The organism is Streptomyces sp. NPDC044002, from assembly GCF_056434525.1.
In genome coordinates, this window is sequence record NZ_JBWKEZ010000086.1 from 1 (window position 1) to 22,062 (window position 22,062).

General features: G+C 73.2%; 22 protein-coding genes and 1 pseudogene. 15 read left to right on the forward strand and 8 right to left on the reverse strand.

Going from position 1 to position 22,062, the window contains the following annotated elements:
- Nucleotides 1-88: 88 nt before the first annotated feature.
- Nucleotides 89-346: a hypothetical protein gene (locus tag AC07A6_RS37085; protein WP_007263742.1), complete on the reverse strand. Its 258-nt coding sequence runs from the start codon at nt 344-346 to the stop codon at nt 89-91.
- Between the two features lie 106 nt (nt 347-452).
- On the opposite strand from AC07A6_RS37085, the gene AC07A6_RS37090 reads away from it, so the two are divergent.
- Entirely contained in the window at nt 453-836 is a 384-nt protein-coding gene (locus AC07A6_RS37090; RefSeq protein WP_362474400.1) for an ArsC/Spx/MgsR family protein, read from the forward strand.
- Between the two features lie 203 nt (nt 837-1,039).
- Complete coding sequence (locus AC07A6_RS37095; RefSeq protein ID WP_478780065.1) at nt 1,040-2,257, forward strand: alpha/beta hydrolase; 1,218 nt, start codon at nt 1,040-1,042, stop codon at nt 2,255-2,257.
- On the opposite strand, the gene AC07A6_RS37100 is transcribed toward AC07A6_RS37095, so the two are convergent.
- A complete protein-coding gene (locus AC07A6_RS37100; protein ID WP_478780066.1) occupies nt 2,226-3,155 on the reverse strand; it encodes an alpha/beta fold hydrolase in 930 nt (309 codons plus the stop codon). The genes AC07A6_RS37095 and AC07A6_RS37100 overlap by 32 nt on opposite strands.
- Between AC07A6_RS37100 and AC07A6_RS37105 the strand changes: the two genes are divergently transcribed.
- Nucleotides 3,121-3,654 carry a MarR family winged helix-turn-helix transcriptional regulator gene (locus AC07A6_RS37105; RefSeq protein ID WP_478780079.1) on the forward strand — a complete coding sequence of 178 codons (534 nt, stop codon included), beginning with the start codon at nt 3,121-3,123 and terminating at the stop codon, nt 3,652-3,654. The genes AC07A6_RS37100 and AC07A6_RS37105 overlap by 35 nt on opposite strands.
- A 241-nt stretch (nt 3,655-3,895) precedes the next feature.
- Nucleotides 3,896-4,360, forward strand: a complete 465-nt coding sequence (locus AC07A6_RS37110; protein WP_478780067.1) for a hypothetical protein — start codon at nt 3,896-3,898, stop codon at nt 4,358-4,360.
- 568 nt (nt 4,361-4,928) lie between these two features.
- Here AC07A6_RS37110 and AC07A6_RS37115 read toward each other — a convergent pair.
- From AC07A6_RS37115 to AC07A6_RS37125, 3 genes and pseudogenes are all read right to left on the reverse strand, one after another.
- On the reverse strand, nt 4,929-5,534 hold the full coding sequence (locus tag AC07A6_RS37115; protein WP_478780080.1) for a Kelch repeat-containing protein: 606 nt from the start codon (nt 5,532-5,534) through the stop codon (nt 4,929-4,931).
- Nucleotides 5,535-5,645: 111 nt separating this feature from the next.
- A pseudogene (locus AC07A6_RS37120) lies at nt 5,646-6,092 on the reverse strand (Kelch repeat-containing protein); the annotation flags it as partial.
- Between the two features lie 58 nt (nt 6,093-6,150).
- Nucleotides 6,151-7,074 (reverse strand): GDSL-type esterase/lipase family protein, encoded by a 924-nt coding sequence (locus AC07A6_RS37125; RefSeq protein WP_478780068.1) that lies wholly within the window; start codon nt 7,072-7,074, stop codon nt 6,151-6,153.
- Nucleotides 7,075-7,654: 580 nt separating this feature from the next.
- Here AC07A6_RS37125 and AC07A6_RS37130 point away from each other — a divergent pair.
- A complete protein-coding gene (locus AC07A6_RS37130) occupies nt 7,655-8,158 on the forward strand; it encodes a hypothetical protein (protein ID WP_478780069.1) in 504 nt (167 codons plus the stop codon).
- Here the strand turns inward: AC07A6_RS37130 and AC07A6_RS37135 are convergent.
- Nucleotides 8,151-9,089 carry a Gfo/Idh/MocA family protein gene (locus AC07A6_RS37135; RefSeq protein WP_478780081.1) on the reverse strand — a complete coding sequence of 313 codons (939 nt, stop codon included), beginning with the start codon at nt 9,087-9,089 and terminating at the stop codon, nt 8,151-8,153. The two genes, AC07A6_RS37130 and AC07A6_RS37135, sit on opposite strands and share 8 nt — an antisense overlap.
- A gap of 231 nt (nt 9,090-9,320) precedes the next feature.
- On the opposite strand from AC07A6_RS37135, the gene glnII reads away from it, so the two are divergent.
- The 3 genes from glnII (at nt 9,321) to AC07A6_RS37150 (ending at nt 12,366) form a co-directional block, all read left to right on the forward strand.
- Nucleotides 9,321-10,340, forward strand: coding sequence for a glutamine synthetase (gene glnII / locus AC07A6_RS37140; RefSeq protein ID WP_362469819.1), 1,020 nt, complete (start codon nt 9,321-9,323; stop codon nt 10,338-10,340).
- A 97-nt stretch (nt 10,341-10,437) separates the two neighbouring features.
- Nucleotides 10,438-11,382: a DUF6891 domain-containing protein gene (locus AC07A6_RS37145; protein WP_478780070.1), complete on the forward strand. Its 945-nt coding sequence runs from the start codon at nt 10,438-10,440 to the stop codon at nt 11,380-11,382.
- A 366-nt stretch (nt 11,383-11,748) separates the two neighbouring features.
- Entirely contained in the window at nt 11,749-12,366 is a 618-nt protein-coding gene (locus AC07A6_RS37150) for a winged helix-turn-helix domain-containing protein (RefSeq protein WP_478780071.1), read from the forward strand.
- Nucleotides 12,367-12,447: 81 nt separating this feature from the next.
- Here AC07A6_RS37150 and AC07A6_RS37155 read toward each other — a convergent pair whose 3' ends face one another.
- Nucleotides 12,448-13,959, reverse strand: coding sequence for a PepSY-associated TM helix domain-containing protein (locus tag AC07A6_RS37155; RefSeq protein WP_478780072.1), 1,512 nt, complete (start codon nt 13,957-13,959; stop codon nt 12,448-12,450).
- A gap of 76 nt (nt 13,960-14,035) precedes the next feature.
- Complete coding sequence (locus AC07A6_RS37160; protein WP_478780073.1) at nt 14,036-14,917, reverse strand: hypothetical protein; 882 nt, start codon at nt 14,915-14,917, stop codon at nt 14,036-14,038.
- A 92-nt stretch (nt 14,918-15,009) separates the two neighbouring features.
- Between AC07A6_RS37160 and AC07A6_RS37165 the strand changes: the two genes are divergently transcribed.
- From AC07A6_RS37165 to AC07A6_RS37195, 7 genes are all read left to right on the forward strand, one after another.
- On the forward strand, nt 15,010-15,594 hold the full coding sequence (locus AC07A6_RS37165; protein ID WP_362469834.1) for a rhomboid-like protein: 585 nt from the start codon (nt 15,010-15,012) through the stop codon (nt 15,592-15,594).
- 81 nt (nt 15,595-15,675) lie between these two features.
- Entirely contained in the window at nt 15,676-16,470 is a 795-nt protein-coding gene (locus AC07A6_RS37170; RefSeq protein WP_478780074.1) for a tyrosine-protein phosphatase, read from the forward strand.
- Nucleotides 16,471-16,600: 130 nt separating this feature from the next.
- The gene (locus tag AC07A6_RS37175) at nt 16,601-18,523 is read left to right on the forward strand and encodes a hypothetical protein (protein ID WP_478780075.1); all 1,923 of its coding nucleotides are present in this window, start codon (nt 16,601-16,603) and stop codon (nt 18,521-18,523) included.
- Nucleotides 18,524-18,742: 219 nt separating this feature from the next.
- A complete protein-coding gene (locus AC07A6_RS37180; RefSeq protein ID WP_362469843.1) occupies nt 18,743-19,639 on the forward strand; it encodes a metal-dependent hydrolase in 897 nt (298 codons plus the stop codon).
- Nucleotides 19,636-20,679, forward strand: coding sequence for a PDR/VanB family oxidoreductase (locus AC07A6_RS37185; protein ID WP_478780076.1), 1,044 nt, complete (start codon nt 19,636-19,638; stop codon nt 20,677-20,679). Before AC07A6_RS37180 ends, AC07A6_RS37185 begins: the two co-directional genes overlap by 4 nt.
- 53 nt (nt 20,680-20,732) lie before the next feature.
- Complete coding sequence (locus tag AC07A6_RS37190) at nt 20,733-21,458, forward strand: TetR/AcrR family transcriptional regulator (protein WP_362469849.1); 726 nt, start codon at nt 20,733-20,735, stop codon at nt 21,456-21,458.
- A gap of 29 nt (nt 21,459-21,487) precedes the next feature.
- Nucleotides 21,488-22,012 carry a GNAT family N-acetyltransferase gene (locus tag AC07A6_RS37195; protein ID WP_386273904.1) on the forward strand — a complete coding sequence of 175 codons (525 nt, stop codon included), beginning with the start codon at nt 21,488-21,490 and terminating at the stop codon, nt 22,010-22,012.
- The last annotated feature ends 50 nt before the right edge of the window (nt 22,013-22,062 follow it).

Sequence of the window (22,062 nt, forward strand, 5' to 3'; positions counted from 1 at the left end):
GGGGGGGCCGGGGGGAGGGAAAAGTGGAGCAGGAAACAGACACCCCCCCCCCCCCCCCCCCCCCCCCCCCCCCCCCCGCCCCCGTGCCTCAGCCGCCGTTGGCCACGATGAAGGCCCGGACCATCCGGCAGGTGACGTTCGACGGACGGTGGATCCCCACCCGGACCGCCATCGTGCGTATCTTGCGGTTGGTCGCACGCTTGGCGTCGTACGTCCCCGTGTCGAGCAGGGAGATCGCGAGCCGCATCGCCTTCAGGCGGCGGTTGTGGTTCTCGTACCACTCGCGGGGCAGGCCCGCCGGCAGCGGCTTCTTCTTGGGCATCGAAATGATCGCGGCAGCGGCCATCTACAGCCTCCCAAACGGTAGTTGGCTTCCTGTCGTTCTCCTTCGATTTTACCGGGGGGCACTGACAAAAGCCCTGGCCGGACAGAGTCTGACTACCCTTGCGGGCATGGAGATCTGGATCAATCCCGCCTGTTCGAAGTGCCGGAGCGCGCTGACCCTGCTGGACGCGGAGGGCGCCGACTACACGGTGCGCCGCTACCTGGAGGACGTACCGTCCGAGGACGAGATCCGGGAGGTGCTGGGCCGCCTCGGGCTGGAGCCGTGGGACATCACGCGCACCTCCGACGCCCTCGCGAAGGAGACCGGCGTACGGGACCTGCCGCGCGAGGAGACCGAGGAGGCGCGGGCCCGCTGGATCTCCCACCTCGCCGCCCACCCGAAGCTGATCCAGCGCCCGATCATCACCGCCGAGGACGGCACGGCGGTGGTCGCCCGCTCGGAGGAGGCCGTCCGCGAGGCCCTCTCCCGGTCGGGCGGCGGCCGCGGGTGACCGCCGGCGGCCGCGGGTGACCACGGGCGGCCGCAGGTGACCACCGGCGGCCGCAGGTGACCACCGGCGGCCACCTGATAACTGAACAAATGCGGCAAATTCTGCCTGTTCTGCAACCGGAAGGTACGTTCTCCCATCAGGACTGACAGGGAGATACCGCCGCTCGCCCGCTGGGCAGCCCCGACCGCTCGGAGTGAAGTTCGTTGCAGCAGCAGTACCCGCAGACATCGCCGTACGCGCAGCAGCCGCAGCCGCAGCCGTCGTACGGGCACCCGCCCATGGGCCACGGCCCCGGCCACGGCCCCGGTGCCGGCACGGAGCAGCTGTGCGTGCACTGCGGGCAGCCGCCCTTCGGCCCGCGCCGCCCCAAGCGGTCCAAGGCCAGGCTCTGGATCGGCGCGGCCGTGATCGCCGCGCTGCTCGCCGGCGGGGGCGGCTACGCGTACTGGGGGACCGACTGGTTCGACGGCAACGGCGAGGACGTCACCTTCGCCAAGCCCAAGCCCCCGGCCCAGGGCGGCGCGGCCTCCGGCGGCCCGACCGCGAACGGCCCCGACCCGGACATATCGCTGCCGACCGGCCCCGCCGCACAGTTCAAGCAGTCGAGCAAGCTCGACGACGGCACCCGAATATCGAAGACCCGGCTCAAGGGCGCCAAGTCCGGCTTCGAGGGCGACGTCTGGGTGTGGACGCCCAAGGAGTACGACGAGGCGAAGTACGCCAACAGCGCCTTCCCCGTGATGATCGCCCTGCCCGGCGGCAACGGCTACCCCGACAACTACTGGGCGACCATGCCCAACATCGGCCTCCAGAAGGCGATAGCGGAGTCCTCGGCCAAGGGCACGGGCCTGCCCTTCATCCTGGTCATGCCGCTGCTCAACCCGGACAACAAGAACTACTACGACGGCTCCGACATCCCCGGGCAGCCCAAGATGGGCACCTGGATCGCCGAGGACGTCCCCGACCTGGCCAAGGCCAACTTCCGCACGTACAAGTCCCGCGACGGCTGGGCCATCATGGGCAACTCCTCCGGCGCCTTCGTGGGCCTCAAGCAGGTCATGCAGCACCCGGAGAAGTTCCGCGGCGTGATCGCGAACGGCGGCGAGACGGCCCCCGACTCCCCGCTGTGGAAGAACAACAAGGCGGAGATGGACGCCAACGACCCCGCCAAGCTGGCCCAGAAGCTGATCCAGTCGAAGGGGCCTGAGGTCTACGTCAACTTCCAGTACGGGACGAAGGAAGGCGGCCGCGACCGGCTGGAGAAGTTCCAGCGCGAGAACGGCAAGGGCCCCATCAAGATCGACCTGTACGAGATCCAGGGCGGCGACCACAACGGCTGGGACTACGTCCGCGGCATGAAGGAACAGGGCCTGGCAGCCCTGAGCAAGGTCATGAAGGGCCCGAAGCCGAGCGCCGGCTGACGGGGCCGACGGGGGCCGCCAGCCGCCGGACGATCTCCCCGGCCGCCGTCAGCGGCAGCGCGTGGTGCGAGACCCCGGCCAGTACGCCGACCCGCGCGCCCGGCAGCGCCCGGCGCGCGGCGCCGGCGGCCCGGTGGGGGTCGTGGCAGCGGGCCCGCCCGGCGAAGAGGACCTCCACCGGGAGCTCCCCGAGCCCGGCCAGGCGGGGGCGCGGGCCGGTGACCGGCCGCACGGCGGGGAAGGCGGCCGCCTCCTCCTGGAGCCGCGTCCAGGCGGGGTCGAGCGCCGCCCCGCCGGTCTCCCAGGCCAGGAAGGACCGGACCCGCGCCGGGGTGGGCCGCACCAGCATCGGCAGCGCCCGCAGCACGTACCCGGGGCGCAGCCCGGCGAAGACCTGGGTCGGGTCGAGCAGGACCAGCCGGTCGAACCGCCCGGGCCGCCGCGCGGCGGCGTGGGCGGCGATCCAGGCCCCGTAGGAGTGCCCGGCGAGCGTCACGGGCCCGCCGCCGAGGCCGTCGCAGTCATCGAGACCGTCGAGCAGTGCGTCGAGCCAGGCGGTGAGATCCCCGACCCGGCGCACCGCCCGCCCGGCCGCCGGCACGCTGAGCCCGGGCTCCCCCACCAGGTCCACGGCGTACACCCGCCGGGTCCGGGCCAGCCCGGCGGCGACGCAGGCCGCCCACACGGTGGAGGTGGCCCCGCCGCCGGGGAGCAGCACCAGCGGGGGCGCGGCGGCATCGGCGGGCCCGCAGCTGTTGACCCGCGTGACCCCGTACGGGGTGGGCACGTCCACGGCCTCGACGGGGACGGGCCACTGGGCGAGGGCCTGGCCGTAGGCGGTGCGGAAGGAGGTGGGAATGGCGATGCGGGAGGTCTTGCGGGAGGTTGTGCGGGACACGGTCGACTCCAATCCCTCGCTGAGCGATAATCTCGCCCAGCGAGAGATACTAGAGCGGAGCGATGTGGACGACAACCTTGAACTGGTGCACCTGCTGCGCGCGGTGACCGTTGAATTCGGCCTCCGCCAGGCGGAGTTCGCCGCCGCCAACGGCATGCACCCGACCGACGTACGGGCCCTGATCTGCCTCCTGGACACGGTCCGAGCCGCCGAACCGGCCACCCCGGGCCTCCTGGGCACCCGACTCGGCCTCAACTCGGCCGGCACCACGGCGGTGGTCGACCGCCTGGAGCGCCTGGGCCACGTGGAGCGCGTCCGCGACCCCGCCGACCGCCGCCGCGTCCTCATCCGGGTCCGCCCGGAGGCGGTCACCCTGGGCCAGGAGTTCTTCGGCCCCATGCTGAACGGCGTCCTGGAAGCCCTGACCCCCCTCTCCCCCGCCGAGCGCACCACGATCCGCGACTTCCTGACGGCGGCGCGGGAGGCCTTCACCCCCTGAGGGCACACTCGGCCCACACGGTCTTCCCGACCACCGGGCGTGCAGCTGCACGAGCTCGAGATGCCGGGCGAGGAGGGCCCCCTGCGGCCTGGGGCGCGTTCCTCAGCGGAGTCACGGCGACCTCGTAGCCGCACGCCTGAGGCGCAGTGGCGTTTCGGCTGGTGAAAGGGATGGGCCGAACGGGTGAGGCCGTCGTTTCTGCGCTGTCGCGGGCATGTGCGGGGCACCTAGAACGGTCGCCATGATCAAGAACCTCGTGAGGCGCGGTCTGCCCGCGCTCGCCCTCGCCTTCCTGCCCGTTCTGACCGCAGTACCGGCCGCCGACGCGACCCCCGCCAACGCTGCGGCCGCGTCCGCCAACGCCTTCCGGCGCGACGCCCACTTCTACGCCCCCTCCACCATCCGCCAGAACCAGGCCTGGACCTCCGGCAACGGCCGGACCGTCCTCCGGGTCCAGGAGGACGGCAACTTCGTGCTCTACAAGGACGGCCGCCCGGTCTGGCAGGCCCCGAACGTCCGGCCCAGGGCCGCGACCGCCATCATGCAGGAGGATGGCAACTTCGTCGTCTACGACAGCTCCGGCACCCCCGTCTGGGCCGCCGGCACCTGGAACAAGGGCCGCTACCTCGCGGTCCAGGACGACGGCAACGCCGTCGTCTACGACGGCTCGGGCCGCCCCGTCTGGGCCACCAACACCGGCGACTGACCGGGAGGGGGGTGGGGAGGGCCTCGTCCGGGGTTGGGCGGGGCCCTTTCCGCGTGCGGGGGTGGGGTGGGCGGGGTCCCCTGGGGCGGTCTCAGAGCAGGTTGGGGGCTTCCCGTCAGTCCCATCGTCCTTCCGGTTCGGGCCGGTCCCTCAAGGGCGCTCCTTCGTCGCGTCACTTCGTGATGGCCTTCGGCCACCCTTGACCGACCGACCCGAACCGGAAAGCCGAAAGACTGCCGGGAAACCCCCAAAGAAACGGCACGGTCCAGAGGAGAAGGGACGGGCGCCTCAGGGACCAGTCGAGGGGCCGGGCGCCGGCCCGCCGGGCATCCGGGCCCCCACATCTGCGATTCGGACCGAAGGCTCGACTACCCGCACGAGAGGTTGATCAGAGCGACCTGGGCAGCCCCCAGGCGCGCCAGATCGCTACGCGCTCCTCCCGGCTCAGCGTCCGACGACCGTCCGTGGCCGATACCCGCACCAGAGGGGGATCAGGAGGGGCGGGAAGCGCGTGAGCGCGACAGATCGCTACGCGCTTCCCCGGTCTCGGCGTGTGCCGGTCTCGTTGTCACCTCTCGATGTCGAAGGCCTCAACGGTCGGCACGGGGTTCCCGCCGGCGTCCGTGCCGCCAATGGCGTAGACGCACGTGCGGTTGAGGTTGGCCGGGCAGGGCGCTGTCGCCCCGGCCAGGGACGAGCGGGCGGTGGGGAGTGAGGGCAGGGTCGACCAGACGTTGTCGAGGGGGTTGTACGACTCCACCGTGTCCAGGGGTACGCCCGAGGCCGTGCCACCGAAGGTGTAGAAGCAGGTCTCCGCAGGACGGGCCGGGCAGGGGGCCGCTGCGCCCGCCAGAAGGGTTCGGATGGTGAGCAGTGAGGGCAGCGTCGCCCAGACGTTGGCACCGGGGTAGTACGCCTCCACCTTGCGGTGGTTCTCCTCCGGCTGGGCGGGACCCGGAAAGCCGCCCGCGACGTACACGCAGGACTGCTGCTGCGACAGGACGGCGTGGGGACAGGGCACTGCCGCTCCGGCGCCTGCTCCGTGGCTCGTGGGCAGGGAACGGAGGGTGGCCCATCGGTTCGTCGCCGGGCTGTACGCCTCCACCATGTTCGTGGAGCCGGCCAGGTTGAGGCCGACGGAGCCACCGGACGCGTAGACGCAGGTACCGGTCAAGCCTGTGACGCCCGGCGGACACGGTGCGGTCGCCGCCGCCATATAGGCACGGGCATTGGGCAGCGGCGGCAGCGACACCCACCGGTTCGTGGCGGGGCTGTACGCCTCCACCGTGGCGACGGCACTGGTGTCGTTCCCGCCGCCCAACGCGTACACGCAGTTGCCGAACAGGCCCGCGAGGCCCGGGCACGGGGCGGTCGTTGCCGCGACACGAGTTCGCGGTACGGGCAAGGGGGGCAAGGCCGCCCACCGGTTCGTGGCCGGGCTGAACGCCTCCACCGTGTTCCCCGTCATACCGCCGATGGCGTACACGCACGTCCCGCTCAGCCCCGCGACGCCCGACGGGCAGGCCGCCGTCGCCCCCGCGATGTTCGTGCGGGCCGCGGGCAGCGGCGCCGTCGTCAGCCAGGCCCCCTGAGCGTGCGCAGGGCCGCCCGTCAGCATCAACAGCGGTGCCAGAACCAGGAGGAGGAGCCATCGGTAGACCGCGCCCCTCCCCCGTCTCGCCACTCCGGCCATGGATTCCTCACTCTCGCAAGAATCGGACATTTCATCCATGGTGGAACGCCCGCACTACAGCTCCACGGACGCCGGACGCGGCAAAAGGCTGAAGCGGTCAGCCGACAAGGTGTTCGTAGAGCGCCTGGTGGCCTTCAGCCGTGGGGTGTATGCCGTCGACGAGGAGGTCGGCCCTGTCGCGCAGGGGCTCCCACATGTCGACGAAGTCGACATGGTGGTCGGCGCACCAGGTACGCAGGGATTCCCGCAGGGTCAGGGCCCGGGCCTGGGTGAAGCACAGCCCCTCGTAGTCCCCCGTACGTTCTTCGTCCAGCCAGATCGGCCCCAGGACGACCAGGCGCGCGTTGTGGGCGTGGGCGGTGGCCGCCAGCGCGTCGAGACCGTCCACGATGCCCGCCAGCCCGTCTGCGTTGGGCGTCGCCAGGGGCACGGCGGAGTCGTTGATCCCTGCGGCAACCACGATCGTGTCGGGCAGACGGGGAGCCAGAAGAGGCGGCGTCTGCTCGCTGACGGCGGCCAGGGTGGTGCCGGGTATGGCGAGGTTGAACACCCGGTGCGCGGCCTCGTTCCCGGCGATGTGGGAAGCCGCCAGCCGGGCGGCCCATCCCCCCTGCGGATCGCAGCGCCCGTAGGCGATGCTGTCGCCCACGATCACGATCCGCGCCGCCGGCTGCAGCGGCTTCGCGTCCAGGTACGCCCAGGCGCTCTCCCCGGAGGCGAGGAGCACCCGTCGTCGCGCGTAGTCGTCGACCTCGTAGTCGTCGGCCTCCGCCAACTGCTCGTCCGTGAGCTCAAGCACGACGCCCTCGACCGCACTGCCGATCCTGCGCTCCAGGATCAGGTGCACGTCGAGACCACTGGCGGCGATCACGTCCGGGTCGGTGATCTTCAGGGACCTGGTCGCGTACCCGGCCAGCGACGCGGGTCGGCTGGGCACGACCTGCCCGAAGAGGGCCGTCTGGACCTTGGGGTCCATCAACGTGCCGAACGAAAAGAGGATGTGGGGGCGCGAATCGCTCACGATGAGGCTTTCTTCAGAAATCGATCAGCTGTGTGGATCAAGGTACCCACTCCCGTCTCACCTTCTGTTACGGATATCAGCCCCGGACGGCCGTCAGCCGCCGAGATCAGAGGAGCGCGTAGCGATCTGTCGCACCTGGGGGCCCCGCAGGTCGCTCTGATTGACCTCTCGTGCGGGTAGCCGGGCCACGGCTCGGAATCTCGACTCGTGGCGGCCCGGATGCCCGGCGGGCCGGCCCCCGGCCCCTCGCTTGGTCCCTGAGACGCCCGTCCCTCCAACTATCGACCGTGCCGTTTCTTTGGGGGTTTCCCGGCAGTCTTTCGGCTTTCCGGTTCGGGTCGGTCGGTCAAGGGTCGCCGTAGGCGATCACGAAGTGACGCGACGAAGGAGCGCCCTTGAGGGACCGACCCGAACCGGAAGGACGATGGGACTGACGGGAAGCCCCCAACCCTCCCTGAGACCGCCCCAGGGGACCCCGCCCACCCCCACCCCGCCCCCGCCTTCACACCGCCCCCACCCCTCTCCCCCTTAGGGTGGCCCGAGGAGCAAATACGGACGAACCCGCACCAAAGGACCCCACATGCCCGACCAACACCACCCCCACCCCCACCGCGGCGCCGACTGGATGTTCGGCGGGGTGTACGGGACCGTGCTGGCCAGTGCGCTGTTGGCGGCGCTGGACGAGCGGGGTGCGCATTACACCCCGCTCGCCGACGCCGCCTGGATCCTGGTCACCGCCGCCGCGGCAGCCCTCGCGCACGGGTACGCGCACCACATGGCCGACCACATGGCCGGCGCCGCCGCGCACCGGTGGCGGCTGCTGGGGCGGGCCCTGTGGAACGAGTGGCCGATGATCGCGGCCACCCTCCCCACCCTGCTCCTGCTCCTGCTCGCCGAGATCGCGCACTGGGAGCCGTACGGGGTGACGGCGGTCGGGCTCGGCCTGAACACCGCGCTGCTGTTCGCCTGGGGGGCCTTCGTGGCGTTGCGGGTCGGCTACCGGATCGCGTCCGCGCTGCTCATCGGCCTGGCCGACGCCGCGATCGGGTTGGCGATCATCATCGCCAACGCCTTCATCAAGTAGGCAGCCGCCCCAGCTGCCCCTCCGCCTGCGCCAGGATCTCCGTCAGCCGGGCCCCGAACTCCGCCCCGCGCGGGTCCGGCACGCCCGTCCGGGCGGCGTCGAGCAGTGCGTCCAGGGCTCGCCCGTAGGCGCCGGGTACGTCGCTCCAGTCCGGCAGCGAGAAGACACCCTCGGCCCCCCGCAGCTCCAGCCCCACCCCGGCGGCCGCGCGCGGCGCGCCCAGGCTGAGGACGGCGGTGCTGGCGGCTCCGGAGGCGTGCCGCAGGGCCAGCTGGACCACGTCGGACGGGCCCCCGGTGGCGGTGACGGCGGTGACCTCGCCGAGCACCGGGATCAGGACGGACAGGGCGTGCGGGCCGACGTCCCACAGGCCGCCCTTGGCCTTGCGCCAGGGGGAGTCGGCGTACGCGCTGGGCTCGCCGTCGGGCGGGAAGACCGCGCCGAGCCAGTGCGCGGAGGCGGTGAACCAGCCGGAGCGCCCGGCCTGTTCGCGGACCCATCCGGCGGTCGGCTCGGCGAAGCGCAGCGTCAGGAAGACGACGGAGGCGACGCCGTGCGCCGCGGCGGCGTCGGCGACGGCGCGGGCGTCCTCCACGGTCGTGGCGACGGGCTTGTCGAGCAGCAGGTGGCAGCCGGCGGCGGCCGCGCGCACGGCGAGCGGGGCCTGGACGTCGGGCGGCAGGGCGAAGGCTGCGACGTCGCAGTCGGCGAACAGCGCGTCGGGGTCTTCGTACACCTTCACGCCGTACGCGTCGGCGAGCTCGGCCGCGGCTTCGGGGCGCCGGCCCCAGACTCCGGCGAACTCGGATCCGGTGTGCGCGGCGAGTGCGGGGGCGTGGGTGCGGCGGGCCCAGGGGCCGGTGCCGAGCAGGCCCACGCGGGGGCGGGGGCGGCGGCGGCCGTCATCCGGGGCGCCACCGGCGGAGTTCAAATCGTACGAAATGCTCACCCGCTCAGTCTGCCCCACTCGGACGGATGTACGGCGACCGACTCGATCAAGCCACCCGACCTGCGGCGTAAACCCCGGTAACACAGGGTTCACACATGGGCAACGGATGAGAAATCGCCACGGGGCACGCTGCGGTCAGCACCGCAGCGTCCCGCAGCGTCCCGCAGCGTCCGGCAGCACCCGCAGCAGCACCCGCAGAGTCAGGATGGTCCCGTGAGCTACAAGGCTGAGTACATCTGGATCGACGGCACCGAGCCGACGGCGAAGCTCCGCTCCAAGACGAAGATCCTCGCTGACGGTGCGGAGCTGCCGGTCTGGGGCTTCGACGGTTCGAGCACGAACCAGGCCGAGGGTCACGCCTCGGACCGGGTCCTCCAGCCCGTGTTCTCCTGCCCGGACCCGATCCGCGGCGGGAACAACGTCCTCGTCCTGTGCGAGGTCCTCAACATCGACATGACCCCGCACGAGTCGAACACCCGCGCGCTGCTGCGTCCGGTGGCGGAGAAGTTCGCCCCGCAGGAGGCCATCTTCGGCATCGAGCAGGAGTACACCTTCTTCGACGGCGTCCGCCCGCTCGGCTTCCCGGTGGGCGGCTTCCCGGCGGCGCAGGGCGGCTACTACTGCGGTGTCGGCGCGGACGAGATCTTCGGCCGCGACATCGTCGAGAAGCACCTGGACCACTGCCTGGCCGCCGGCCTGGAGATCTCCGGCATCAACGCCGAGGTCATGCCCGGCCAGTGGGAGTTCCAGGTCGGCCCGCTGGGCCCGCTGGAGGTCTCCGACCAGCTGTGGATCGCACGCTGGCTGCTGTACCGCACGGCCGAGGACTTCAACGTGTCGGCGACGCTGAACCCGAAGCCGGTGAAGGGCGACTGGAACGGCGCGGGCGCGCACACCAACTTCTCCACGAGGGCGATGCGCGAGGACTACCGCGCGATCATCTCGGCGTGCGAGGCGCTGGGCGAGGGCAGCAAGCCGCTGGACCACGTCAAGAACTACGGCGCGGGCATCGACGAGCGTCTGACGGGCCTGCACGAGACGGCCCCGTGGAACGAGTTCAGCTACGGCGTCTCGGACCGCGGCGCGTCGGTCCGCATCCCGTGGCAGGTGGAGAAGGACGGCAAGGGTTACATCGAGGACCGCCGCCCGAACGCGAACGTGGACCCGTACGTGGTGACCCGCCTGATCACGGACACCTGCTGCACGGGCCTGGAGAAGGACGGCCTGGTCTGACGGACCACCCCCGAACACGGCAGTACCGGCGGCGCCCCCTCCCCTCCCGGAGGCGGGCGCCGCCCCCGTTGTCAGTGGCACCTGCCACGGTGTCCTCATGAACACCGAGCCCACCGACGACGCCGTCCACCCCGTCAGGGTCCACACCGAGCCGGGCCGCCACCACGACCTCTCCGGCCCCGGGAGCCGCGGGCCGCTGTCCGCCCTCGTGGCGGGCATAGGCGGGGACGGCGACCGGTTCCTCGTCGTGAACCGGGTCCCGGACGACCCGGACGTCTACGTGCAGGTCTGGCACGAGACCGGCGGCGACTACCAGTTGGAGCACCGCGCGGGCGCACCCGACCGGCACTTCCAGGCGTTCGTGGACTCCGCGCAGGAGGTGGTGGAGGTGATGCTCCGCTGGGCGGCGATGGAGGAGGAGTGGGACCGGGGGCCGGTCTGGGAGCGGCTGGACTTTCCGGTCGAGGAAGTGGCGCCGCTGGACCCGGAGGTGGAGGAAGAGCTGACGGAGGCCGTGCGGGGCTGGCTGCGCTGCGGGTACGACGACCGGGCGGTGCTGACGGAGAACGCCGAGGAGTACCTGGTGTCCGGCGACGACCGGCCGGTGTCCCGGGCGCAGGCGGCGGAGCTGGTGGACCGGCTGTGGCGGGAGCGGGTCGCGGAGCAGGCCGGCTGGGTGGGCGAGACCGATCCGGAGCGGCTGGCCCGGGCCTTCGCGGCGCTGGACGCGAGCGGGATCACCGCGCGGGAGAACTTCACCTGCTGCCGCTCCTGCGGCCTCGGCGAGATCCACGCCGACGGCGAGGAGGATGCCCGCGGCTTCGTCTTCTTCCACTCCCAGTGCACGGAGGGGGCGGCCGACGGCGGGGACCTGTACCTCCTCTACGGGGGCTTCGAGCCCGACGAGGAGCTGACGGCCTCCGTGGGGCGGGAGGTGGTCGCGGCGCTGGACGGCGTGGGGCTGGCGTGGGGGTGGGACGGATCGGCCCACGATGCGATACGGGTGACCGGACTGGACTGGCGGAAGCGGCTTTCTGGTTGACGGTATGTCGGGATTGTGACGGCCCAACGAAGACTTGACGACGGAATATGAGATTCCGATCCACGAAGTGAGACGCCGCCTGCCCCGGGCGCCTCCTTTCTGCTTCAATGGCGCTCATGGCCAGCCATTCGTACTTCCCGACAGGTCGCAGCGACCTGGAGCCGTTCTGGCCGTCCCGTCAGGATCACGACTTCGACCGGGTGTGTTGCCGCGCCGAGAACGCGCTGGCCCTCTAAAGCCTCCGGGACCCTCTCACCAGACCCGCCCCGGGGCCTTCGGTCTGCGCGGTACGCAACGACTACGTGCACTCGCACATGCACACGTACGTCTTCTGCCGATCACTCCGCGTGAAAGAGCTGACCACTCATGACGAACACCCGTTCCTTCGCTTCTGCCGCCTCCGCTGCGACCTCCGCGCCCCTGCCCTTCCCGCCCAGTCCCCGCCACCGGCTGCGCGCCGTGGACCGGGACGAGGTGGCCCGGGTGGTGGACCTGCTCCCGCCGGGCGCCACCTGGCTGCCCGCGCCCCAGCACGCCGTTCCCACGCTGCCGGGCCAGCCCCCGATGGTCGGCTACCTGGTACTCGTACCGGCCGACCAGCAGCAGATCGCCTTCGCCCCGCAGTCCGTCCCCGTGCCCGTGCCCGTCGCCGGAGCGGCCCCGCACGCCCAGCCTGCGTCCGAGCGGTCGGCGACGACCGGAGACGCGCTCGTGCGGATCGACTCCGCGCAGCGCACGGCCGAGGTCGACGGCGAGCTGCTGGACCTGACCTACCTGGAGTTCGAGCTGCTCGCCCACCTGGTGGCACACCCTCACCGGGTGCACAGCCGGGACCAGCTGGTGACGACGGTGTGGGGCTACGGGCACGTCGGCGACGGCCGGACCGTCGACGTCCACATCGCCCGGCTGCGCCGCAAGCTGGGCGCGGCGCACCGCGGCGCGATCCAGACCGTCCGCCGCGTGGGGTACAAGTACACGCCCTGACGCCCGGAGCATGACGTCCGGCATGACGGTGGGCCCGTACTCGCTCTCGCGCGTACGGGCCCACCGCCGTTCAGGCCCCGGTCAGGCGGCGGCGTTCGCCGCGCGACGGCGCGCGGCGAAGCCGGCGGCCAGGTCGATCACGAGGAAGGCCACCAGGCTGAGCCCCAGCAGGGGGACGAACCAGCCCACGACCGCCGTCGCGCAGGCGAGCGGCAGCAGCACGGTCACCGGCAGCTTCCGCCACGCGCCGCGCGGCTGGGCGCGGCCGACCGAGCGGCGGTCCTCCTTGGTGGGGCGGCGCATCCACCACATCCGGTAGCCCCACACGATGAGGAACATCACGGCGACGGCGAGGGCGGCCAGCGCGATCTGGTTGGCGAGGCCGAAGGTCAGGCCCATGTGCAGGTCGATGCCGAAGCGGGTCAGCTGGGCCAGCAGCGGGTAGTCGGCGAAGCGCAGCGTGTCCATGACCCGGCCGTCGGCGGGGTCGACGGCGACGGAGTCCAGGTGGACCGGCAGCGTCTTGTCGTTCTCCTTGATCACGTAGCCCTTGCCCTTGGCGGGCAGGGTGACGCGCAGGCTCTCGGTGACTCCGGCGGCCCGGGCGGCGTCCACGGCCTTGTCGATGCCGATGTCGGCGACGGGCGCCGGCGGGGGCATCTCCATACCGTCGGTCATGACGTGCCCGGCGTGCTCGTCGCCGCCGTCGGCGCCCGCGGCCGCGCCGGGGTTCAGCTTGGCGGCGACGGAGGGGGTGGCTCCGCCGAGTCGGTCCTGGAGCTGTCCGATGTTCTCGCCGGCGTAGTTGGACCAGGTCAGGCCGGTCACGGAGAGGCCGACGAGTCCGACGGTGGCCCACAGGCCGACGGTGCCGTGCCAGGAGAGGGTCTTGCGGCGGCCGGTGGCCTTGCGGTCGGGGACGACGAGGTGGGCCTTGCGGGTGCGGCGGCGGCCGATCCACAGGGCGAGGCCGCCGAGGGCGACGACCCACAGCCAGCTGGCGGCGAGTTCGCTGTAGTTGCGGCCGAACTCGCCGAGCTGGAGGCTCGCGTGGAACTCGCTCAGCCAGGCCCGCAGCGGCAGCGCGTCACCGGAGGTGGTGAGCTGCCCGCGGACCTCGGTGGTGTAGGGGTCGACGAAGACGGTGAGGGTCTTGCCCTCCCCGAGTCCGGGCTTCTCCATGATGACCCGGGTGGTCGCGTCGGCCTCGGGGGCGGGCCACACGCCGAGCACCTTGCCCTCGGGGGCGGCGGCCTTGGCGGCCTTCACCTGGGTGCCGAGCGGGACGGCGCGCTCGCCGACGCTGTCGACGGTCAGCTCGTGGGAGTAGAGGATGCGCTCGGCCTGCCACGAGCCGGCGTACAGCAGTCCGGTGGCGGCGGCGAGGAAGAGGAACGGGGCTATCAGCAGGCCCGCGTAGAAGTGCATGCGCAGGAGCAGCGGCCGCAGTGCGGCCCAGCCCCCGCCGGTGCGGCGGGGGGACTTGGCCGGGGCTTCGGAGGCTTCGGCGGCTTCGGCTGCACCGGCGGCTTTGGCGGCGTCTGCCGCGTCGGCCGCCCGGGCGGGGCCGTGCTGGAGTTCGTCAAGGGACATGTTCGGTCCTGGGGTTCGGCGAAACGGGGGGACCGGCCCCGGGTTCCGTCCCGTCCGACGTCCGGGAGCGCGCCGGTCAGGCGCGCGCGGGGTGCGGAACGGGTGCCGCCGGTGCCGCTCCGGCCGGTGCGTGCGCGCGCGATGGGGCGCACCGGCGGCCCGCGGCGACGCGGTGTGCGTATGCGGCGGGGGCCGTCGGCCGGGCGGGGCTCTGGCGGCACGGCCTCGGGGCCGTGCTGTGGGTCTCCCGCCACCCGGGCGGACCGCGGCGGACCGCGGTGTGGGCGTGTACGGCTCCGCGCAGCCGGCGCGGGCGTTCGTGCGCGGGGCGGTGTGCGGGCGGGGCCAGTTCGGGGGCCGGCCGGGTCCGCAGCAGCGCGAGTACGCGGGCGAGCGGCCGGGCGGCGAGCAGCGTGGCAGCGCCGAGGACCCGGGCGAGCCGGAAGACGGCGGCCTCGCCCCAGGCGAGCCAGGCGGCGCAGAAGACCCCGGCGAGGACGTGCGCGGCGATCATCCCGAGACCGCCGTGCCCCGCCATGCCGGCCATGTCGGCCATGCCGTTCGCCATGTCACCGGCGCCCGCCGCTCCGTCCGCCGCCGCGGCGGTGCCCGTGGGGGCGTCCATCCGCATGCCGGGTACGTGGTGGTGTCCGGGCATCGGCTCCGCGGGAGAGGGCGCGGTGTGCCCGTGTCCCGCGGCCTGGCCGGCGGAGAAGGCGAGGTGCAGGACCCCTTGTACGGCGAGCAGCGCGGCGGTGATGCCGACCGGTCCGCAGCGCCGTCCGGCGGCGGCCCAGGCGAGGGCCCCGGTCACGGCGAAGGCGGCCAGCAGGCTGCCGAGGGGGACATTCATCCCGGACATGTACGAATGCCCCACCGCACCCAATGCCACGCACACGGCCGCGAACATCGCGGCCCGCGTACCGCGCATCGGCGCACAGGGTGGGGTTTCAGTCATGTTCCGGTCATGGTCTCACGGGGCCCGCCGCCTCGCACAAGAGGGCCGTATCCGATCATGGACCGGTGAATCCATCGCCATGGTCATGGTCATTGCCGCTGGGAGCGGCCTACGCGGGCGGCGTCCAACTCGGCGCCCACGCCCTCGAACGGCTGGATCCGGCCGAGCGGGAGCGGGTGCTGCGCGGCTGCTCCACGAACGTCGACAACCTCGACACCGGCCACTGGGAGACCCTGCTGAGCAGCGCCTTCGTGGTCGAGGAGCCCATGCCGCTGCCGTACGCCCTCCTGCTGGTCGCGGTCCTGGGCTACGCGGAGTACGCGTACGGGGCGTGGTGGACGGCCGCCGTCTTCCTCTTCGGGCACGCCGCGGCGACCCTCCTGGTCTACGGCACCCTGCGCCGCACCGCCGACCGGGAGACCCGCCGGGCCCTGGACGTCGGCACGAGCTACGGCTTCAACGCCGTCCTGGGCGCCCTGACCTCGGCGCTGCCGCGCGGGACGGTGCGCAACGCGGCCCGGGCGGGCCTGCTGGCCGTGGCCGCGCAGCCGGTGCTGCGGCGCGGGCGGACCTTCACCGACGCCGGCCACCTCGTGGCGCTGGGCGTGGGCATAGGGCTGTCGGTCGCCGTCGATTGTCTTTCCCGATCAAACCATCGGAAAATCGCACATACCTGACCCGATCCCCCTCACAAAGGACGGGCAGTACGAACACCACGGACAAGCAGTCCGCCGAGCCTCACCGCTGGAGCCGCCACGATGACCGCCACCCCTTCCACCACCGTCGCCAACCTCCGCGACCTCGGTGGCACCCCGCTCGCCGGCGGCCGCACCGTCCGCCCCGGCCTGGTCCTGCGCGCGGGCGCCCTCGACCGGCTCGACCTCGACGCCGACCCGGCGGTGGCGGCACTGGGGCTGCGGACCGTCATAGACCTGCGCAGCGACGCCGAGCGGGCCGACCACCCCGACCGGATACCCGACGGGGTCCGGCTGCTGGTGCGCGACGTGCTGGCCGACAAGATGAGCGACCACCGCATGCCGGCCGCCACCCAGCTCAAGGACCTCCTCGGGGATCCCGCCGTGGCCGAGGAGCACCTCGGCGGCGGCAAGGCCCAGGCCCTGTTCGGCTCCGTGTACCGCTCCTTCGTCAGCACCGGCTCCGCGCACGCCGCGTACCGCACGCTGCTCACCGAGGCCGCCGACCCCGACGGGGGCCCGCTGCTCTTCCACTGCACCGCCGGCAAGGACCGTACGGGCTGGGGCGCGACGCTCGTACTCGCACTGCTCGGCGCCGACGACGACACCCTGATGGCCGAGTACCTGTCGGTGAATCCGGCGGTCAAGGAGGCCTTCGCCCCGCTGATCGAGGGCTTCACCGCCGCGGGCGGGGACCCGGACATCGCCCTGGCGCTGATCGGGGTGTTCCCCTCCTACCTGGAGGCGGGCCTGGACGAGGTCCGCGTCCGCTACGGCTCGATGGAGAAGTACGTGCACGAGGGCCTCGGCGTCTCCGAGGAGACCGTGGCGGCGCTGCGCGCGAAGCTCATCGCCTGATCCCGTAATCGCGCGATCCCGTAATCCCGCAATTCCGGCAACCCGGCGCGTACACCTCGAAACCCGGAATTCGCCCGAACGGGTGCGCGAAGGCGGGTGACCATCCGACGATTCGCTCGTTCTGCTGAACGTGACTGCGCCGGATACCGCCACCCGCCCCCTGCCCCCCGACGTCGAGCAGGCCGAGGCCGCCATCGTCGAGCACTACCCGCGGCTGGTGCGGCTGGCCTACCTGGTGCTGCCGCCCTCCCTCGGCCGCAACCGGCGGGTGCTCACCGCCCACTCGCTGACCCAGCGGGCGCTGCCGCGCGGGCGGCGGGGCGCCGATCCGGCGGCCGTGCAGGGCGGGGTCCCGGCGCAGCGCGGCGGGCTGGGCGGGCCCGAGTCCGGGTACGCGTACGTCCGGCTGCGCGTGCTGCGCTCCGCCCTGGAGGCGGGGATCCCGCTGACCTTCAAGGCGCTCCCGCTGCGCGGGCAGCTGCCCGCGCTGCTGCCGCAGGTCTGGGGGCTGCGGCTGTTCCCGCGCGCGGGCGGGGCCGAGGAGCTGGCGCTGGACCAGTGGCTGGCCACCCTGAACGGCCCGGGCCGCGCGGCCTGCGTGCTGCGGGCGCTGGAGGGGCTGGACGGGCCGGAGGTGCTGCGGGTGCTCGCGGAGGCCGGGGTCGCCGACCCGGCGGCGGCGGTCGCGGAGTCGGGGGATCCGGCGCACGACGGCCTGTTCTCCTCCCCCGAGTTCGACCCGTGCGTGCTCCAGGCCCGGCCCACCGACCTGCTGCGGCGGCGCCGGCTCGCGCGGGCCGGGCTGGCCGCGGCGGCCGCGCTCGCGGTGTGCGGGGCGCTGCTGGCGCTGCCGGGCGGGGGCTGGGGCTCGGACGGGCCCTCCGCCCCGCTGTACGCGCGCAACGCGGCCGCCGAACAGGCCCTGGACCCGGGGCAGCTGCTGCGGGTGGCGCCCACGGTGTGGCGTACGTCCTCCCGTACGGACTACTCCGCCTGGCCGGCGCGCGGCGACCGCACCCAGGACGCGGAGCTGCTGCGCCGGGCGCTCGCGGTGTGGGCCCGGCCCGGCAAGGAGGTGGTGGTCTCGGCGACCCCGGGCACCCCGTCGGGGCCGCCGATGGGCCCGCCGCAGCTGCTCTACGCGGGCACGGTCGACCAGGCCGTGGTGGTCCTGCTGTACGACGGGCTGCGCGTGGTCCGGTACGCCGAGCCGCGCAACGGGACGGCCGGCGCCGCCCTCGACTTCGCCCGGACCGACGGGGCCACGGCCGACACGGCGACGGCGCTGGTGCTCAGCCGGGTCGACGGCAACGTCCGCTACCTGACGGCCCCCTGGGTGACCGGGGCCGCCCTGCGCGACCTGCTCAAGCCCGGCGAGGAGCCGGCCGCGCTGAAGCTCACCCCGGACGGGGCCACCCCGCCGGTGCTGGGTCCCGCCCCGAACGGCGACTGCACTGGCTGGAGCGCGCTGTCCCTGACCGGCGACGGCGCCACCCGGCTGGTGACCGACCTGGGCGAGCTGACCCCGGCCCGGCTGACCTCGGGCGCGCCGGGCGCCGCGCGGGACGTCACGGAGGCGGCGGAGCTCGGGGAGTGGTCGAAGACGGCTTGTCTGCTGCCCTCGGTGCGCTCGCACGGGGTGCGGTCGGTGAACGCCTGGACGTACGCGAAGCAGCCGCTGCCCGAGGGCGACGGGACGGCCACCTGGCTGTGCAGCCGGGCCGAGACCTGGCGGGGCACGGCGGACCGGGTACAGGCCCAGTTCCTGGCCCCGGGCGCGCCGCTGGCGGCCCAGGCGGCCAAGGCGGAGGGCTCGCCAGCGTGCGGGCCGCGGGAGCCGCGGGTGCTGGCCGGGGTGCTGTGGAAGTCCCGCGCGGGGCAGTGGTACGTACTGGCGGCGGGCAGCGCGCAGTTCGCCTCGCTGTCGGCTTCGGGCGCGGGGGTGAGCGGGAGCGCGAACGGCAACCGGCTGGCGCTGAAGGCTCCCGAGGGGGCGCAGGTGGACCTGTCGGGGAAGCTGACGGACGGCAGCAAGGCCGGGGCGCTCCGCTAGGTTTGCCGGGTGGGGTGCGGTGCGTTGCGTTTCGGCTGCGGGTCCGCCGTGGCTGGTCGCGCAGTTCCCCGCGCCCCTGGGGGTGAGACCCGTTGTGTGTCGACTGCCGGCCGTCGGTGGCTGGGCGCGCAGTTCCTCGCGCCCCTGGCGGGGCGTTCCCGGTGGATTCGGTGGTGCCAAGGGGTTTTCCTGGCGGGTACCCGTCAGTACATTGACGCCATGTCTAATAGGCCGCCCGCCCCCGCCCCCGTGGCGTCGGAACACATAGACCTCGAACCCCGCAACGTGTCCTTCTCCTGGGAGGACACCCCGCTGCACTGGCTGCCCGGCGAGCCCTTCGCCGGGCACACCATCAACGTGCTGCACCTGCTGCTGCCCGCCGGTGAGCGCTGGTTCGTGCACGTGTACAAGCAGGCGCTCCCGCTCATCACGGACGAGCGGCTGCGGGCGGACGTCATCGGCTTCATCGGGCAGGAGGCCATGCACGCCGCCGCGCACGACGACGTGCTCCCCCACCTCAAGCGCCTCGGCCTCGACCCGACCCCCTACACCGCCCAGGTCGACTGGATGTTCGAGAAGCTCCTCGGCGACCGGACCCTCCCCCCGGGCCGGGCCCGCCGGTGGTGGCTCCTGGAACGGGTCGCCATGATCGCCGCGATCGAGCACTACACCGCCTTCCTCGGCGACTGGGTGCTCAACGCGAAGGAGCTCGACCGGCGCGGCGCCGACCCGATGATGCTGGACCTGCTGCGCTGGCACGGCGCGGAAGAGGTCGAGCACCGCTCGGTCGCCTTCGACCTCTTCATGCACCTCGACGGCAACTACCGCCGCAGGGTGCGCACCTGGGCCAGCGCCTTCGCCGCCCTGCTCTTCCTCTGGCAGCGCGGCGCCCGCTTCTTCGTGGAGAACGACCCCAAGCGGCCCGGCGCCAAGGCCTCCTACCGGCAGTTCCTGCGGGCCGGCCGCAAGGGCGTGCTGCCCTCGGCCGGGGCGATGGCGCGGTCCATCCCGACCTACCTCTCCCGTACCTACCACCCCTCTCAGGAGGGCTCCACCGCCCAGGCCGTCGCCTACCTCGCCTCCTCCCCCGGCGCCAACGGCGGGGTGCGGCCGTGAGGCGGGCCCTGGCCGTCACGGCGGTGGCGGGGGCCGCCGTCCTGGCCCGGCGCGCACTGATCAGGCGGATCGGCCGCTCCCCCCTGTGGCCCCTGCCCGCGCTGGAGGAGCCGGTGTCCGGGTACTCGCCGCGCCGGACCCTGCACGCCCGGATCACCTCCCGCACCGAGCCGGCCGAGGGCGTGCTGCGCCTGGTGCTGGAGTCCGACGAGCTGCCGTCCTGGACCCCGGGCGCACACGTCGACCTGACGCTGCCCTCCGGCCTGGTGCGCCAGTACTCGCTGTGCGGGGACCCGGCCGAGGCGGGCCGCTGGACCATCGCGGTCCGGCTCGTATCCGACGGCCGCGGCGGATCCCGCGAGGCCCACGAACGGCTGGCCGAGGGCATGGAGGTGCGGGTGCGCCCGCCGCGCAACCGGTTCGAGCTGGAGCCCTCGGCCTCGTACGCCTTCGTCGCGGGCGGCATCGGCATCACCCCGGTCCTGCCCATGCTCCGCGCCGCCACCGCGGCCGGCGCCGACTGGACCCTCCTCTACGGGGGCCGCTCGCGCGCCTCGATGCCGTTCCTGCCCGAACTCGCCGCCTACGGGGACCGGGTGACGGTCGCCGCCGAGGACGAGGCGGGCCTGCCCGACCTGGCCCCGCTGTCCGGGATCCGGCCGGGCACCCTGGTCTACTGCTGCGGCCCCGAACCCCTGATGCGGGCGGTCACCGAGGCCGTCCCCGACCCGGACGCGGTCCGGCTGGAGCGCTTCGCGGCGGCGGCCCCCGCCGAGGCGAAGCCCTTCACGGTGGAACTCGCCCGCACGGGCGCCGCCGTGGAGGTCGCGGCCGACGAGTCCGCGCTGGCAGCGGTGCGCCGCGTACTGCCCGGCACCCCGTACTCCTGCGAGCAGGGCTTCTGCGGGACCTGCCGGCACCGGGTCCTCGCAGGCAGGGTGGACCACCGCGACGAACTCCTCACCGACGGGGAACGCGCCGGCTCCATGCTGCTGTGCGTCTCCCGCGCGGACTCGGACCGGCTCGTCCTGGACCTGTAGCGGCGGACCTTCACCCGTACGGCCCACCCCCGCCCGGGAAGTAGGGTGTCGGCATGACAACCGGGGTGCGACGCAGGATGGGTGTCGAGGAGCGGCGGCAACAGCTGATCGGGGTGGCCCTGGAGCTGTTCAGCAACCGCTCCCCCGACGACGTGTCGATCGACGAGATCGCGGCGGCCGCCGGGATATCCCGCCCGCTCGTCTACCACTACTTCCCCGGCAAGCTCAGCCTGTACGAGGCCGCGCTGCGCCGGGCCGCCGACGAGCTCGCGGCACGGTTCGTCGAGCCGCAGGAGGGCCCGCTGGGCCCCCGGCTGCTGCGGGTGATGGGCCGTTACTTCGCCTTCGTCGACGACCACGGCCCCGGCTTCTCGGCGTTGCTGCGCGGCGGACCGGCGGCGGGCAGCAGCCGGGCCAACGCGATGATCGACGAAGTCCGGCAGGCCGCCTACGAGCAGATCCTCGTGCACATCGGCGTGCAGGACCCGCCGGCCCGGCTGGAGCTCGTCGTGCGGTCCTGGGTGTCGCTGGCCGAGTCCACGGCGCTGCTGTGGCTGGACGGGCGGCGGATCCCGCGGGCCGAGCTGGAACTCCAGCTGGTGCACGACTTCGCGGCGCTGGCCGCGGTGAGCGCCGCGTACGACGCGGAGATGGCGGGGATCCTCGTGCGGATCCTCGCGGACGAGCCTGCCGACGGGCCGTTCGGGGAACTGGTCGGGCGGCTGGCGGCCCTCGTCCCGGGGACCGCGCAGGGAGAACAGGGAGAGCGGGGAGACTGAGCGGTCGCTCGGCTGGCGATAATGCCCGCGTGATCATTGACGACGGGATGTTGTTCCGGGCGGCCGGGGAGAAGGACGCCGCCACGCTGGCGAAGCTGTACGACCAGGCCGCCCGGTGGATGCTCGGCCAGGGGATCGACCAGTGGAAGCCGGGTGACAAGGACGCCGAGCACTTCCGCGCGCGGATGCGCGACGGTGAGGTATGGCTCGCCGAGGACGCCGACGGGCGCCTCGTGGGGGCGTACGAGCTCTGGTGGTCCGACGAGGAGGCCTGGGGCGTGCAGCCGCCGGTGGCGGGCTACGTGCACCGGCTGATGGTGGACCGGAAGGCCGCGCAGCCCGGGGCGGGCATGCGGATCCTGGAGCACGCCGAGTACCGGATCGCCCGCACGGGGCGGGAGCGGGCGCGGCTGGACTGCGTGTCCACCAACCCGAGGCTGCTGACGTACTACCGCAGCGCGGGCTACCGGGTGGTCGGCGAGTTCCCCTCGAAGGAGGCCAAGGACGGCCGGGTCTACGGGGTGATCCTGCTGGAGCGGCGCCTGGACGTCTGAGGCACGGCCGGCGCGTGCCCCGCAAGTGCTCCGGGCGCGCCATGCCGGGG